Annotated in this window: 16 protein-coding genes; 7 read left to right on the top strand and 9 right to left on the bottom strand. The window is 60.4% G+C overall.

The annotated features are described in order from the left end of the window. Positions 1 to 87: 87 nt before the first annotated feature. Positions 88 to 2,358 carry a hypothetical protein gene (locus AB5Y81_RS08185; protein WP_279484706.1) on the bottom strand — a complete coding sequence of 757 codons (2,271 nt, stop codon included), beginning with the start codon at positions 2,356 to 2,358 and terminating at the stop codon, positions 88 to 90. Between the two features lie 137 nt (positions 2,359 to 2,495). Continuing rightward, positions 2,496 to 3,344 (bottom strand): NADPH-dependent 7-cyano-7-deazaguanine reductase QueF, encoded by an 849-nt coding sequence (queF, locus tag AB5Y81_RS08180; RefSeq protein WP_279484705.1) that lies wholly within the window; start codon positions 3,342 to 3,344, stop codon positions 2,496 to 2,498. Positions 3,345 to 3,502: 158 nt separating this feature from the next. Here queF and syd point away from each other — a divergent pair, with 158 nt between their 5' ends. Further along, on the top strand, positions 3,503 to 4,051 hold the full coding sequence (gene syd / locus AB5Y81_RS08175; RefSeq protein WP_279484704.1) for a SecY-interacting protein: 549 nt from the start codon (positions 3,503 to 3,505) through the stop codon (positions 4,049 to 4,051). 69 nt (positions 4,052 to 4,120) lie between these two features. On the opposite strand, the gene AB5Y81_RS08170 is transcribed toward syd, so the two are convergent. The 5 genes from AB5Y81_RS08170 to AB5Y81_RS08150 form a co-directional block, all read right to left on the bottom strand. Continuing rightward, complete coding sequence (locus AB5Y81_RS08170; RefSeq protein WP_017779841.1) at positions 4,121 to 4,906, bottom strand: Zn-ribbon-containing protein; 786 nt, start codon at positions 4,904 to 4,906, stop codon at positions 4,121 to 4,123. Positions 4,907 to 4,909: 3 nt separating this feature from the next. Next, complete coding sequence (locus AB5Y81_RS08165) at positions 4,910 to 5,206, bottom strand: DNA-binding protein (protein WP_279484703.1); 297 nt, start codon at positions 5,204 to 5,206, stop codon at positions 4,910 to 4,912. An 88-nt stretch (positions 5,207 to 5,294) separates the two neighbouring features. Next, complete coding sequence (locus AB5Y81_RS08160; RefSeq protein ID WP_005303490.1) at positions 5,295 to 5,531, bottom strand: DUF2789 domain-containing protein; 237 nt, start codon at positions 5,529 to 5,531, stop codon at positions 5,295 to 5,297. A gap of 57 nt (positions 5,532 to 5,588) precedes the next feature. Further along, positions 5,589 to 5,888, bottom strand: a complete 300-nt coding sequence (locus AB5Y81_RS08155; RefSeq protein ID WP_005303488.1) for a DUF3301 domain-containing protein — start codon at positions 5,886 to 5,888, stop codon at positions 5,589 to 5,591. A 67-nt stretch (positions 5,889 to 5,955) separates the two neighbouring features. Continuing rightward, on the bottom strand, positions 5,956 to 6,984 hold the full coding sequence (locus tag AB5Y81_RS08150) for a DUF3549 family protein (protein WP_017784025.1): 1,029 nt from the start codon (positions 6,982 to 6,984) through the stop codon (positions 5,956 to 5,958). 221 nt (positions 6,985 to 7,205) lie between these two features. Between AB5Y81_RS08150 and AB5Y81_RS08145 the strand changes: the two genes are divergently transcribed. The 6 genes from AB5Y81_RS08145 to ptsG all read left to right on the top strand — a co-directional run bounded on the left by AB5Y81_RS08145 (position 7,206) and on the right by ptsG (position 13,593). After that, on the top strand, positions 7,206 to 7,541 hold the full coding sequence (locus AB5Y81_RS08145; RefSeq protein ID WP_005303485.1) for a YqcC family protein: 336 nt from the start codon (positions 7,206 to 7,208) through the stop codon (positions 7,539 to 7,541). Between the two features lie 26 nt (positions 7,542 to 7,567). After that, positions 7,568 to 8,365, top strand: coding sequence for a tRNA pseudouridine(65) synthase TruC (gene truC / locus AB5Y81_RS08140; protein WP_279484702.1), 798 nt, complete (start codon positions 7,568 to 7,570; stop codon positions 8,363 to 8,365). Between the two features lie 69 nt (positions 8,366 to 8,434). Continuing rightward, positions 8,435 to 8,875: a flavodoxin gene (locus tag AB5Y81_RS08135; RefSeq protein ID WP_005303481.1), complete on the top strand. Its 441-nt coding sequence runs from the start codon at positions 8,435 to 8,437 to the stop codon at positions 8,873 to 8,875. Positions 8,876 to 9,403: 528 nt separating this feature from the next. After that, the gene (locus AB5Y81_RS08130; protein WP_005303479.1) at positions 9,404 to 10,678 is read left to right on the top strand and encodes a maltoporin; all 1,275 of its coding nucleotides are present in this window, start codon (positions 9,404 to 9,406) and stop codon (positions 10,676 to 10,678) included. Positions 10,679 to 10,860: 182 nt separating this feature from the next. Then, positions 10,861 to 11,730, top strand: a complete 870-nt coding sequence (locus AB5Y81_RS08125) for a MalM family protein (RefSeq protein WP_226009481.1) — start codon at positions 10,861 to 10,863, stop codon at positions 11,728 to 11,730. 432 nt (positions 11,731 to 12,162) lie between these two features. Continuing rightward, complete coding sequence (gene ptsG / locus AB5Y81_RS08120) at positions 12,163 to 13,593, top strand: PTS glucose transporter subunit IIBC (RefSeq protein ID WP_005303477.1); 1,431 nt, start codon at positions 12,163 to 12,165, stop codon at positions 13,591 to 13,593. 162 nt (positions 13,594 to 13,755) lie between these two features. Here the strand turns inward: ptsG and AB5Y81_RS08115 are convergent, their stop codons facing one another. Together AB5Y81_RS08115 and dapD are read right to left on the bottom strand one after the other, a co-directional pair. Next, positions 13,756 to 14,139, bottom strand: a complete 384-nt coding sequence (locus AB5Y81_RS08115) for a DUF3461 family protein (RefSeq protein WP_005303475.1) — start codon at positions 14,137 to 14,139, stop codon at positions 13,756 to 13,758. A 128-nt stretch (positions 14,140 to 14,267) separates the two neighbouring features. Further along, positions 14,268 to 15,095, bottom strand: coding sequence for a 2,3,4,5-tetrahydropyridine-2,6-dicarboxylate N-succinyltransferase (dapD, locus tag AB5Y81_RS08110; RefSeq protein WP_005303473.1), 828 nt, complete (start codon positions 15,093 to 15,095; stop codon positions 14,268 to 14,270). Positions 15,096 to 15,097: the final 2 nt, after the last annotated feature.

The raw sequence follows: 15,097 nt of genomic DNA, 5'->3' as shown, positions 1-15,097 counted from the left end.
TCAGGTCGCCCTGTTGTCATTATCGTTGTTGTGTTGGATAGCAACAGCGGTCGAACCCAGTTCCAGACCCAGTTGAATATCTATTCGTCACTGATCAACCGGCACTCTCTTCCGTGAAAGATGAAGCCAATTAACCCATTGCTTTTCATGAGAAGAATTTACTTTTACCAGTCCCTTGTCAATTGCCATCAAGCAGCATTGCCACACATCCCCATTAAAAAATGCGGCCTGCTGGCAATCGATGGCAGCCAGCTCCAACCAGACGCTTTGCTGGGATTTTTCACTGAGCTGAATGGCTCCTGCCAGCGCCAGATAGCAGAGGTCGAACAGCCCGTGATGATCGAGGGCGGTGGCCGCCTTGGGCAGGAAGGGGTGGCTGACGATGCCGAGGCTGATGTGGCGATCGAGCGGATGCTGGCAGGGGAACTCGGCCAGTGCGGCGAGCAGCTCGCGGGCCAGCCGGTGCAGATCCTCCACATGACGCTGGGGCACCACATAGAGCAGATGGCCTTCGCGAAGGTCGTAGATGCGGCCATCCTGCGGGGTGAGGCCGTTGACGTAGGCACCGAAGGCCTGCTCTATCTCGCGGCTCACCTGGTAGCCGTGCTGCTCCAGGCTGTTGACCAGGAAGGGGACCCGAAACAGCAGGTAGTGCAGCTTGTCGTCAAATTCGCTGCTGGGCAGCTCGCTCAGATACCAGCGCTCGGAGCGCTGCTGGCGCTTGGCCATCTCCCGTGGCCAGCGGCTCATCAGTCGCTGCCAGTTGGCCAGCCCGGTGCGTGGCTCGATCAGCAGCGCCTCGCCCAGCTGCTTGCCCTGCAGGCGGGCGACCCGCAACTTGAGCCAGAGGGTGAAGAAGAGGTAGATGAACAGGGTCAGCAGCAGGCCGGTTATCACGCTCGACCAGAGGTAGCGATCCTGTTGATGCTTGCTGGTGCTCAGCTGCTGCTCCAGCTCCTTGATCTGCTGTTCACGCTCCACCTGGGCGTAGTTGTCGCGGATCGCCTCCTGCTCCAGATCGACCTGCTGCTGGCGCACCTGCTCGCTGCGCTGGTGGAAATTCTTGTAGCTCTCCAGTGCCTGCTGCAGATAGCCCTTCTGCTCGTAGGCCGCCGAGAGCAGACGGAAGATCTCGAACTGGCGCTGGGTGTCGCCGATCTGGTTGGCCAGCGCCAGCGCGTTCTCCAGCTGCAGGATGGCGATGCCCGCCTCCTTCTGCTTGAGGTGCAGCTCGCCCAGCAGCAGCAGGGTGTCGATCAGCGGCTCCTTGTCATCCCCCAGCTCGTGGGACTGGCGGGCCGCGGTGAGGTAGTTGCGGGCCAGGGTCAGGTTGCCGGTTTCCAGATAGGTTTTGCCTATTTCGTACTTGAGGTTGGCGATGCGGGTGCGGTTGGTGCCCTCGTCCAGCAGATCCAGGGCGTTGAAGAAGTAGACCAGCGCCATGTTCATCTCTCCCTGCTCCCGGTTGAGGCGGGCCAGCACGATGAGGGCGTCGCTCAGCAGGGAGGGATTGCCGAGGGCGTGGAAGTAGTTGGCTGCCTCATTGGCATACTGCAGCGCCTTCTGCGGCTCCTGCTCCTCTTCATAGAGGTTCACTATCTGGTTCGACAGCAGGCCGAGGAAGAGGGGATCCTGCAGGCCTCTGGCCTGCTGCTGGGCATCGATGTAGTCGCCCAGCGAGAGCTGCGGCTGCTTGAGGGCGTGGTAGAGATCGCCGCTCACCGCGCTGACCCAGGCGCTGGCCAGCGGGTTCTTGGTCTGATCCGCCCAGCGGCGGGCTTCGGCCAGCTGGCGTTTGGCCTCGTCGAACTGGTGCGCCTCTATGCTGGCATTGGTGCGCAGCAGCCGGCTGTAAACCTGCAGCTGGCTCTCTTTCAGGCTGGGGGTGCTGAGCAGGGTCTCCAGCTGGCCGAGCAGGCCGCTGCTGGCACCGTGGGAGCGTTCCAGCAGGTTCTGGCTGCGGATCTTGAGGTAGAGGCCGTGGGCCTGCAGCTCCAGCTGCTGCTCCTTGGCCGCCATGGCGATGCCCTGATCGAGGGACTTCTGGGCGGCCTGGAACTGGCCCAGTTGCAGCAGGCACTCCCCCTTGAGCAGGTGGGCACCGGTGGCCTGGGCGGCGGTGCCATAGCTCAACAGCGGCTCACGGTAGCCGTACTCCTGGCGATTGCTGATGATTTGCTTGGGATTATTGGCCGTGCGCGCAAGAAAGGCGGAGGTGATCTGCACGCATCTGGCAGGATCGGTCAGCACCAGGGTCTGGGCCTGTTGCAGATCGATGGACAACTGCTCCTTGGCCAGCTCCAGATCAGGAGCGGACAGGGAGGACATCATCATTGCCAGAAAAAACAGTTGATTCATTGGATTAAGGGCAGCACGGGAGTGAGGGCATGTTATCCAAGCCCGCCCCCGTGCGTCCAGAGTTTACTGACAGATTGCGCGCCAGCCCCGTTATCCGGGCGCTGGCGGCGCAGAGCGGCGGGGGCAGGGCCTGCGGATTATTGCCGGATCAGGCGCAGGTTGGCCGGCACTACTTCCCAGTCGCTGCGAAACGGGTTGATGTCCAGGCCGCCGCGGCGGGTGTAGCGGGCGTAGACGGTCAGCTGGCTCGGTGCGCAGAAGTGCTTGAGATCGGTGAAGATCCGCTCGATACACTGCTCGTGGAACTCGTTGTGCTGGCGAAACGAGATGAGGTAGCGCAGCAGTTTTTCCCGGTCCAGCTGCGGGCCGCGATAGTGGATCACCACGGAGCCCCAGTCCGGCTGGCTGGTCACCAGGCAGTTGGACTTGAGCAGGTGGCTGTGCAGGGTCTCTTCCACCTCCAGGCTGCCGGCCGCACCTTGCAGCAGGTCGGCATCGAACTCGTAGCAGTCCACCTCGATATCCTGCTCGTCGATGCACTCGCCCGGCAGGGCGGCAATGTGGTGCGGAGCCTGGGCCAGCGGAAACAGGGTGACGCTCACATCGCTGCCGGCACAGGCGCTCAAATCCTTGACCAGCATGGCCTGCACCGCTTCCAGCGAGTCGCAGCGGGTCTGGTTGAAGGAGTTGAGATAGAGCTTGAACGACTTGGATTCGATGAGGTTCGCGCTGGTGGCAGGCACCGAGACCTCGCCGACGGCGACCATGGGTTTGCCTTTGGCATTGAGCCAGGAGAGTTCGTACAGGGTCCAGACGTCGCAGCCCTGGAACGGCAGCTCGCCGCCAAGACCGAGGTCGTCGCGGTTCATACTGCGGGGCACCGGCTGCAGCAGGGCCGGGGTGTACTGGCTGATGTAGGCCGATTGCTGGCCGAGGCTCAGCCCCTGCAGGGCGCTGGCGCCGGCGTATCTATCTTGTTTGCTCATCTGTGTGACTCGAACGTTGAATGGGCGATGGCAGAGGCATGGGCCCCGCTAGGGGTGGCAAGGCGGGGAGTGCCGGCTGGCGATCCGCGCTTCACCTTGTCTGCTCATGGCTTTGATGGTGCAATAGCGAACTTTGGCAGCAATTGTGGGGAATTTCGATGTCGGATCAAGTCTTGTCTGCCCTGGAACACTTTTTTTTGCGCTGGCAGCGCGACGGCGAGGCGAGGCGAGGGCTGCCCCTGTGCGAGTGGGAGGCGGACTGGCGCTCCCCCTGCGAGCTGGATGAACCCAAGGAAGGCCGGGTCGCCTGGCGCCCGCATCGGCGCACCGAGCCCGCCGATTTCACGGCGATGAACGAGGCGCTCGAGCTGACCCTGCACCCGGCCGCGCAGGCCCTGTTTGGTGGCTGGTTCAGCCGCCCTGTGCCCTGCCTCTACAGGGGATTGCGGCTCGAGTTTGTGCTGCCCTGGAACGAGGCGGATCTCGACCTGCTCAAGGAAAACCTCATCGGCCACCTGCTGATGCTGCGCAAGTTGAAGCGCAGCCCCTCCCTGTTCATCGCCACCACCCGCAACGAGATGACGCTGGTATCGCTCGACAACGAGAGTGGTCAGGTGTGGCTGGAGTGGCTCGACTCGGGCCGCCGATTGGTGCTGGCGCCTTCTCTGCCCGCATTCCTCGAGCGGCTGGAAACCCTGCCCCAATAAGCGGCGTCAGCCACAATGAAAAACGCCTTGCCGACCGGCAAGGCGTTTTTGTCTGGTTCACCGCCGGACTCAGTCCTTGAAATCCCAGGAGAGGTTGGCGACCAGCCGGCAGGGATCGCACTTGAAGTCGAAGATCTCGTGCAAGGGTTCGGCCAGCGCCCATTCGCCACCACAGCCCGGACAGGGGCGGGCCTTCTCCTCGGCCACACTGCGGCCGCCCACCCGGTAGAGGTAGTAGTAGGTGGGGATGCCGGTCAGGGCTTCCAGCCGCTTGCCGAGATCGCTGCCACGGCGCTGGAGCCGGCTGCCCACCTCACCGATTTCGTGCAGCGCCGCATGTTCGGCGATGGAGCCGTTCATCTGCAGCTGATCGCACGCCTCCCAATCCTCCTGCCACTTGATGATCTGCTTGTGGTCGCCGTTGGCGACGGCCGGCAGCCGATAGAGCGGGATGGGGGCGAAGTGATCGCCGCAGCGCAGCGGCGAGCAGGTGTGCAGGAAGCTGGTATAGAGCAGCATCCAGCTGGGGCGCTCGCCATCATGGCCGCAGGGGTCGGTGCTGTCGGAGAGCAGGTCCGCCCCCTGCAGGTGGAGTTTGGGGGCGAGCAGCCCTGCCTGGTGCAGGCCCTGCTCCGCCAGCTTGACCTGTTCGCTCTGGTTGTCGGGGTGCAGGCTGTCCTGCTCCGGGCAGACCACCCGGCTGACGAAGTAGCCCTCGTGCATGCTGGTGGGGAACTCCCGGCCGAGGATCTGGCCCTGATAGCGCAGCATGTCGAGGTAGTTGACGATGGCCCGCTCGGCCTCGCCCAGCGAGGTGTCGCGATAGCACTCAAAGCAGAGTTCGAGGATGTACATGGTTCACGACTTCCCCTGCTGGAGCAGCAGTTCGGTCAGCCGATCCACTTTGCGTTCGAGACGTTCGAGCCGTTCGGCAAGCTGCAGCAGGGTGGGCTCGGCGGCGGGAGCGGGGGCTTCCTGCTCCGGGCTGGCGACTTCCGGGGCGCCTGCGGGTTGCTGCTTCCACTGGCTCAGCACTTTGAGCAGCTCGGCCATGGGAACGGGCTGGCCGAGGCGGGCCTTGACCATGGCGGTGGTGGGGGCGATGCCCTTGGCCGCCAGTTCATTGGCGATGCGGATGATCTCTTGGGCTGACATGAGTGCTCCTGCACGGCATGGGGATATTGGGGCTGGACGGGGCACAGAGCTTAACCAAAGCGCGAGGGGCTGAAAAGCGGGAAGCGGGTCAATCGTGCCGGCGCAGCAGTACGTCCAGCTCGTCGATGGTTTCCGACCAGTCCGAATCGTTCCACAGGGCATCGCGCAGAAAATTGGCCTGGGCACTGGTCCAGAAGGGGGCTTCCGGCAGCAGGGTCTGGTTGTCGAGGCGGTGCTCGTGAATGAAGCGGTGCAGGCTCAGCTCGTCGTTGGCCAGCCCCAGCTGGGCAAACAGGGCGGCCAGATCGTGGGTCAGGAACTCCATCTCATCTCTCCGAAAAGACATTCCAGAACAGTATAGGCTCGCCCCGTGGAGGGAGATTTACAGGCTGGGTACCCGATGTGGCGGGAGGTCAACGCCGACCACCTGCAACCCCTGCATGCGCAGCTGTCCCAGGTAGTGGCTCTCGCCATCGCTGGAGAATTCGAACTCGTAATAGGTGAGCAGGCGCAGCGGCTGGTGGGCCAGCGCCCGGTGGCTGCGTGCCAGCGACAGCAGTTGCAGGTCGTGATGCTGGCAGTAGCGGCGCATGTATTGCCAGGCGAGTTCGGCCTGGCGCCGCTGGTGCCAGAAGGCACCTGCACCCAGGGTCAGCAGCAAGATGGCGAGCACTTCACCCATCGCGGGCTCCTTTTGCGGTGTGTCCGTGTCGGGTGGCGCCCCGCCAGGGGGCGGGGCGCCGCTATCATCAGGCCGAGGCGAACAGGCGGCCGATGGCCTGGCCCAGGGCGTCGCTGCGCTCGGGGTCGCGTAGTCTGGCCAGCATATCATTGCGCAGGGCCGGCAGGGTCACCAGTTCGGCAAATACCTGATTGAAGAACTGGGTCGGCTGCAGGGCCAGCTGCTCCAGGAACAGGCTGAGCAGGGCGGCATCCTTCAGATCGGGCCAGAGCCGGCCGGCGATGGCCAGCAGCAGGGCCGGGCTCGGCTGGGTTTGCAGCAGGGTCAGCAGCTTGTTGGTGCGCATGCTGCTGCCGTTGCAGGAGGCCAGCGCCCGACACAGGTAGGCCAGGGTCTCGGCGTTGGGCTCGGCGCACTCCTGCTCCTTGCCGATGCGCTCGAACAGGGCGCCCTGTACGGCCGGCGGCAGCGGGGCGTTTTCCAGGCTCTGGCAGAGGGCATAGAGCGGCTCTTGCGGCAGCTTCGGCAGCGCCTTGCACACCAGCGCCAGGTTGCGCTCATCCTGCAGCCGCTCCGCCAGATCGGCAAAGCCCTGTACGCCGAGGGTCTGCCACCCCTCGGGAGAGGGAGCGGACAGGTAGTGGCAGAGCCCGTCGTAATAGGCGGACGGGGCCTGCTCCAGCTGGCGGGCAAGCTTGGCGTGCAGGCTGGCCATCTTGGCTTCGGCCGGGCGGAAGGTGTAGGGATTCTCGGCCAGCCGCTGGGCCTTCTCCTCATCGAGCTCGCCGGTCAGCTTGTAGCCCAGGGTCTCCACCACCTGATCCATGAAGTGTTTGGGGCCGCTCGAGATGAGCAGACCGCGCTCGTCGAGGGCGAACTTGAGGAACCAGAGGTAGTGGCGCGACTCGGCCGGCTGGAAAAAGTGGACGCCGAGCCAGGCGTGCTGCTGCAGGGGCCAGGGGTAGGGCTCCTGCTGCTGCTCGATGCGCACGAAGGTGTCGCTCGCCAGCGGCCGCACCTGGCGGCCCATGTCGAACAGCTGAAACTGGGTATCGGCCTGGGTCAGAAAGTCAGTCAGAGTATTGATGGTGGACATGAGGTGATCCGGCTAAGGGTGATGCGGGCCGATTATAAGGCGCTGGCACAAGATAGCCAGCGGGGAGGCGTGTTGCGGCCGGCGGCGACCCGTATGGATGGCCGCCGGGGGCATGGCAGAGAGCGGGGGGGAGGGTGTATAGTAGCGCCCTTTTTTGCAAAGCCCGATTCGCTGTTGACTGAACCGCGAACCGGGGACGTGGTGATGAGGAAGAGAGCGCAATGAATCAATATCTGCTGGTAGCCGGCCTGCTGGGCGAACTGACCGCCGAACTGCAACGTCTGGAACGTTGGCAAGCGACCCATCCGGGGGAAGAGGCTCTGGCCAGCGAGCTGCCGTTTTGCGTCGATACCCTGAGCTTCGATCAGTGGCTGCAGTTCGTGCTGATCCCGCGCATGGAGCAGTTGGTGCTGCTGCAGGCGCCGCTGCCCAGCAGCGTCTCTCTCTATCCCATGGCCAGCGAAGTCTACAAGGAAGAGCTGGCCGAGGTCGAAGCCCTGCTGCGCCTGATCGCCCGCTTCGATCTGCTGCTCTCCGGCAAAGTGGTCGAACAATGATGAGCGAGCAGACCCTGGGTCATCAGATGAAAACGCAGACGGGCGGCAGTTTAGATGCTTGCACCACTCAAGACGACGGCGAGATGAAGCTGACCCTGCTCTACCAGGATGACTGGCTGGTGGCGGTCAACAAGCCCTCCGGTCTGCTGGTACATCGCAGCTGGCTCGACAAGGCCGAAACCCGTTTTGCCATGCAGATGACCCGGGATCTCATCGGCGGTCGTCACGTCTACCCGGTACATCGGCTGGACAGACCCACCTCGGGGGTGCTGCTGTTTGCCCTCGATCCTGCCGTGGCCCGTACCCTGACCGAGGCCTTTGCCGCCCGTCAGGTCCACAAGGAGTATCTGGCGCTGGTGCGTGGCTGGGCTCCGGAGCAGGGGGTGATCGACTACCCCCTCAAGGAGCAGCTGGACAAGATCGCCGATGCCATGAGCGACCCGGATCGTCCGGCCCAGGAGGCGGTGACCGCGTTTCGTCGCCTGCATCAGGTCGAGTTGCCCCATGCGGTTTCCAAGAAACACCCTACCAGTCGCTACAGCCTGGTTCGGCTGTTCCCCAAGACGGGTCGCAAGCATCAGCTGCGCCGTCACCTCGATCATCTGTTCCACCCCATCGTCGGTGACACCACCCACGGCGATGGCCGCCACAACCGCTTCTTTCGCGAGCACTATGGCAGTGAGCGCCTGCTGCTGGTGGCCCGCACCCTCAGCTTTAAGCACCCGGTGCTGAAGGTGCCGATGCGCATCCAGGCCCCACTGGGGTCGCACGTGCTGCAGCTGTTTGCCGCACTGGGCTGGCCTGCCAGCGAGAGCGACTACTGAAGCGTCGGGGTGTTGCCTGACTCCGCGCTGTGGCATGCTGGGCATCCATGTTGGTCAAAGGGGGTCGTGATGGTGCAGATAGATATAGTGGTGGGAACCGTGTACGGCGCGGCAATGCTGGTGGCCGAGACGCTGGCTGCGCGGCTGGAACAGGCGGGACACGGTTGTCGGGTGTTCGAGGAGGCCGAGCTGGAAGATCTGGATGCGAGTCGATTCTTGCTGGTCATCACCGCCACCACCGGCCAGGGCGACATTCCGCCCAATCTGCAACCACTGGCTACTGCTCTGACTGATCGGGCGCCCTATATGAAAGGGTGGCGTTATGCCCTCATCGCCATGGGGGACAGCAGCTATGAGCACTTCTGCGGCGCCGGTCGCCACCTCGATGGACTGCTGCAGGAGCTTGGCGCCAGCCCTCTGCTGCCCCGCCTGGAAATAGATGCCACCGTCGACGATGAACCGGAAAAAGTGGCGCTAGCTTGGCTCAATGACTGGCTAAATAAACTCTAGCGACCACTCTTTTTCATCACTTATAGATCCCCGTTCAGTCCGTCTGGCGGGGATATTTATTTTGTGGGGCAGGCCAGTCTCAACTGACCATATTTGCCCGCTATTTCTCCGGTTATTTTTCAAGCCGTTCCTTGTTTGCTCAGTGATTTATTTCGGCGCCAGCTGACATGCCGTAAATTTAAAAGTTCCCCATTGAAAGCGATTTCAGTCATGTTTTTGTCATCAATTTGAATATTTATCACTTAATCTTCGAAGCGAATTAATTGTTGGTAGCGGTTTCATGGTGGATCTTTTTGCATTTAAACCATAGTAAATAGTGAGTTATTGCATAAAATTACAGTTATCCATCCCATAAAACCCTCTGTGGCCAATGCTGGGCGATTTGTCGCCATTTTGTGAATCAGCTCATGTTTGTCCCGAAATTGGCTACCTATAATCGGCCTCGGTTATCACCCAAACGTTTTTACGGTGATAAGAACTTGGATATTCAGGATCACACTCCTCACAGCGGGAATAAGGAAAATGAAAATGAAAGCAAAGTGGCTCCCGATCGCTGCAGCAGTAACCGCAGCCCTGGCTTCCCAAGCCGCCTTCGCCGTTGATTTCCACGGCTACATGCGTTCCGGTGTCGGTACTTCCGATAACGGCGGCCTGCAAACCTATTCCAAGGCGAAAGTCGGTCGTCTGGGCAACGAAGCCGAGACTTACGGCGAAGTTCAGCTGGGTCAAGAGGCTTACAACAAGGACGGCAAGTCCTTCTACGTAGACTCCATGTTTGCAATGGTGGCAGGTCAGCAGGGTCGTGACTGGGAAAGCACCAGCGGCAGCGATGCCGACTTTGCTCTGCGCCAATTCAACGTCCAGGCCAAGGGCGTGCTGGGCTTCGCGCCGGAAGCTACCCTGTGGGCCGGTAAGCGTTACTATCAACGTCACGACATCCACATCTCCGACTTCTACTACTGGGATGTGTCTGGTGCCGGTGCTGGTGTAGAAAACATCCAGGCTGGTCCGGGCAAGCTCTCATTTGCATGGCTGCGTAACGACCCGTGGGAAGATTACGACAAGTTTGTAGGTGGTGTTGGTGTCGACAAGCGTGTTGATACCGACGTACTGGACCTGCGTTATGCCGGTATCCCGCTGTGGAAAGACGGCTCCCTGGAGCTGGGATATGACTACGCCCGCGGCAACCTGACCGATGAGCAGAAAGCGGCTCTGGGCAGCAAAGATTACGAGAAAAACGGCCACATGCTGACCGCCGAGCTGACCCAATCCATGCTGGGTGGCTTCAACAAGACCGTGGTTCAGTATTTCGCCGACGGTTATGCCTCTCAGGCTGTTGACTACGGTAGCGGTTCTGGCAGCGGCCTGAGCCAATCTGCCGCCAAGGGCGATGGCTGGCGCTTCATCAACTGGGGCGTGCTGCCGGTTGGCGACAAGGTCGAGTTTGGTCACCAGCTGGTTTACGGTACTGCCAGTGACCTCGAGAATGACAGCGTTGACAAAGACACCTTCTCCGTTGTCGTTCGCCCGATGTACAAGTGGAATGACACCATGAAGACCATCGCCGAGCTTGGCTATCACCATGACAGCTACAAGCCGAACAATGGCACCGAAACCAGCACCATCGGCAAGAAATACACCCTGGCTCAGGCCTGGTCCGCTGGCTCCAGCTTCTGGGCCCGTCCGGAAATCCGCGTCTACGCTTCCTACCTGGATTCTGACGGCCAGTTCCGCCCGGATGCCAATGGCGTGAAACAGGACGATTCCTGGAACTTCGGTGTTCAAGCTGAAGCTTGGTGGTAATCTGTTGACGTCATGACTGCAAGTGCCCCCGCATGACGGGGGCTCTTTTTTTACAACACGTTTCTTAGGGTCACGCGATGAGATATTCCAGATTAGCCTTGACTGTATTCTGTTCTGTTGTGCTGGGTGGGTGCGCCACGTTGGAAACGACGGTGGCGCCGACTCAGGAGTTCAAGTCCATCATGGGAAATCGCGACGTTGCGATGAGCCAATTGGCTACGGTTAGCAGCTGCTGTCGCGATGTCTCCAGTCTGCCGTTTCAGGACATACAACCGGGCGCAACCAAGCTTATCCCCATTGATGGCAGCTCTCCCGTTTACGCTTTCAGCGAAGGGAAAAGCCACTTCGCCGCCTTCCGGTTGCCGGTCAACTCCGGTGACCTGCGCATCACGGTTGATGGCTTGATCGACAAATCGCTGTTCAACCCGACCGTCTTGATGCTTGATTCCAAATTCAATGTGACCCGCAAGTTGGGCAGCGACGTGTTCAAGTACGAGCCTGCACGCATGCTGCAGGGGGATCGCATGGAAGCCGTGTTTACCGTGGATCGCTCCTATGTCGGTAACCCCAATAACGAAAGTTACATGGTGATCTACACAGACCAGAGTGGTCTGGACAAAACAACCACCATTCTGAGCCCTTCCAAGCTGATGACCAAGTCGCTGGGGGTGGTTGATTATGGTGAAAAAGACCCCGTCATTCCGCACTCCCCCTGGGGCGTGGTCAGCCTCTCTGTGGAGGACTTGAGTGGCGTCAAAACCGAGAGCAACTATTACAAGCCCGTCTATCAGGATGTGATTGATGCCAACACCCCGGTAGTCAACACGGCACCAAACAAGCTTGTCGTGCCCCTGGCGACCGCCGGCGCAGTCAAGAGCAGTGCCCCCATGCTGAGCGAAACCGAGGCCTTCTATCAATCCCAGATCGAGAAAGCGGTGAAAGCCGGTGACATCGACAAGGCGATGAGATTGGTCAGCGAAGCGGAACGGGCAGGTTCGACCAAGGCGAAATCGGTCTTTGTGGATGCGGTCAAGCGTTCCCAGAAAGGCTGAATATCGTCCGGTCTTTAAAAGATAATATTTATTTGAGGCCTCCCTTGTTGGAGGCCTTTTTAATCGGTAGACTAAAATAGAAAAAACAGCAAATGGTTACATTAAGTTACATTACGTTTCGTGGTGTATTGTTTTGATTGGCTAAAATACAATGCGAAACAGCACTTTTCATATTTCTGGTTTAGCATGAAGATGCCGAAATATAGCTGTAATTAGCTGAAAATTCCCGCCAAAATTATCTTGTGATCTCCCCTCCAAATTTTTTATTCGCTTACCCCTGATGGAAGATATTTGCGATCTGCTGGGTTATATTCAGCTGGTCAAAATAAACAAACCCGCGTCGAATTCATGCCGATGAGAGATGATGTTCTTGGTCGTCTATAAATTGGACTGAAGCGTCTACGGTAAGACATTCCATTCAGGAGCGCACACATGTTAAAAAATGCTTTCTCTAATCTGCAAAAGGTCGGTAAGGCGCTGATGCTGCCAGTATCGGTCTTGCCCGTTGCAGGTATTCTGCTGGGGGTGGGTGCTGCCCACTTCAGCTGGTTGCCGGAAATTGTCTCCCAGCTGATGGAGCAGGCCGGTGGTTCCGTATTCGGTCAGATGGCCCTGCTGTTCGCCGTGGGCGTAGCGCTTGGCTTTACCAATAACGACGGCGTATCCGGCCTGTCTGCCATCGTTGGCTACGGCATCATGAGCGCCACCCTGAAGGTGATGGCCCCCGTGATGGGCGTCGAGACCATCGAGACCGGCGTACTGGGTGGTATCCTCGCCGGTGGCGTGGCCGCCTGGGCGTTCAACCGCTTCTACAAGATCCAGCTGCCCGAGTACCTGGGCTTCTTCGCCGGCAAGCGTGCCGTGCCGATCATCACCGGTTTCGTCTCCATCGGTCTGGGCGTGATCCTGTCCGTGATTTGGCCGCCGGTAGGTGCCGCCATCGGTGCCTTCTCCGACTGGGCTGCCAACCAGAACCCGGTACTGGCCTTCGGTATCTACGGCGTGGTTGAACGCTCCCTGATCCCGTTCGGTCTGCACCACATCTGGAACGTGCCGTTCTTCTATCAGGCTGGTACCTGTGTCAACGCCGCCGGCGAAACCGTACACGGCATCATGACCTGCTTCCTGACTGCTGACGACGCCTCCCGCGCTGCCGGCAACGGCTTCGGTCAGCTGGCTGGTGGCTACCTGTTCAAGATGTTCGGTCTGCCTGCCGCCGCGTTTGCCATCGCGCACTCCGCCAAGCCGGAAAACCGCGCCAAGATTGTAGGTATCATGGCCTCTGCCGCCCTGACCTCTTTCCTGACCGGTATCACCGAGCCTATCGAGTTCTCCTTCCTGTTCATCGCCCCGGTACTGTACGCCATCCACGCCGTGCTGGCCGGTCTGGCCTACGTGCTGACCAACTCCCTGGGCGTGGTACACGGCCACACCTTCTCCAACGGCTTCATCGACTTCGTGGTGCAATCCCCGCGTGCCGATCACATGCTGCTGCTGGTAGGCCTGGGTCTGGTTTATGCCGTCATCTACTACGTGGTCTTCACCGTGGTCATCCGTGCCATGAACCTGAAGACCCCGGGTCGTGAAGACGAAACTGCTGAAGAGAGCGTTGGTCAGAGCAAGGACGAGATGTCTGCCGCACTGGTCACTGCCTTCGGTGGCAAGGAGAACATCGCTTCTCTGGACGCTTGCATCACCCGTCTGCGTGTCGGCGTGAAGGATGTGGCCAAGGTTGACCAGGCCGGTCTGAAGAAACTGGGCGCCGCCGGTGTGGTGGTTGCAGGTTCTGGCGTACAAGCCATCTTCGGTACCAAGTCCGACAACCTGAAAACCGACATGGACATCTGGATGAAGAGCAACTAATCCCTGCTTTCATTCCGAGTTCCGAAAAGGGAGGCGCAAGCCTCCCTTTTTGCTGGGCCGCGTTTGGGCGGCGGGGCATGTGCGGGGCTGGCCTGATGGCGCCTGTATGGTGTGACCCAATGAAAAAGGCGCCCGTGGGCGCCTTTGCTGCATCAGACCGGTTTAGAGCTTTTCCAGATCCCGCTCGATTTCGCTGATCTTGTTCTGCACCACTTTTTCCAGGTGACGCAGGTCGCGCAAGATCTTCTGCTTGATGTCCGGGTCGGCCTGCACGTGCACGCCCTGGGTCAGGTTGTCGAGCTCGTCCACCACGTATTTCAGATTGGCGTTGATCTCGGTGACATCCTTGTACTCATGGGTGCCAGAATCGACCAGCATGGTCTTGCGCTGGCGCGGGTATTTGAACTTGACGCTCTTGGCGAAAAACTCGCCCTTCTGCTTCTTGAAGTAGATCTTGAGGATGTCGTGGTTGGCCTCCTGGCGCAGGGTATAGCTGTCGACGGAGGCGGGATCCTGGATCCCCAGACTCTTCAGATTCTCGTACATCGGGCTTCCTCGGTTTGAAACGATCCTGTCACGTCTATCTTAACCGAGCCGGTGTGGCTTGCCTGTGACAGGGGCGCCAAAATCCAAAGGGCACCATCAGGCGCCCTTTTGAATCACAACAAAACCGCTTACTCGTCGATGGAACGCAGCAGGGCGTTGATGCCGACCTTGGCGCGGGTCTTGGCATCCACCTTCTTGACGATGACGGCGGCGTAGAGGCTGTACTTGCCACACTTGGAGGGCAGGGAGCCGGAGACGACCACCGAGCCGGCCGGCACGCGGCCGTAGTGGATCTCGCCGGTTTCACGGTCATAGATGCGAGTGGACTGGCCGATGAAGACGCCCATGGAGATGACGGAGCCTTCCTCCACGATCACCCCTTCCACCACTTCGGAGCGGGCACCGATGAAGCAGTTGTCCTCGATGATGGTCGGGTTGGCCTGCAGCGGCTCCAGTACGCCGCCGATGCCGACGCCGCCGGAGAGGTGCACGTTCTTGCCGATCTGGGCGCAGGAGCCCACGGTGGCCCAGGTGTCGACCATGGTGCCTTCATCGACGAATGCGCCGATGTTGACGTAGGAGGGCATCAGCACGGTATTGGGCGCGATGAAGGAGCCTTTGCGGGCGGTCGCAGGGGGCACCACGCGCACACCGGCGGCCTTGAACTGCTCGGCGCTGTAGTCGGAGAACTTGAGGGGAACCTTGTCGTAGTACTGGGCATCGTCGCCCTTGATGATGCCGTTGTCATTGATGCGGAAGTAGAGCAGCACCGCCTTCTTCAACCACTGGTGCACCACCCACTCGCCGGCAATCTTCTCGGCGACGCGGGCCTTGCCGGAATCCAGCAGGTCGATGGCTTGCAGGATGGCGGCCTTGGTGGCGGCATCGACGGAGCCGGGAGTGATGGAATCACGGCGCTCGAAGGCCGCTTCGATGATCTGTTGCAACTCGGTCATGA

Origin of the sequence: Aeromonas sp. s2, assembly GCF_040907935.1 — a bacterium.
Classification (GTDB): domain Bacteria; phylum Pseudomonadota; class Gammaproteobacteria; order Enterobacterales; family Aeromonadaceae; genus Aeromonas; species Aeromonas dhakensis.
This window is presented reverse-complemented; position numbering and strand designations above follow the sequence as displayed.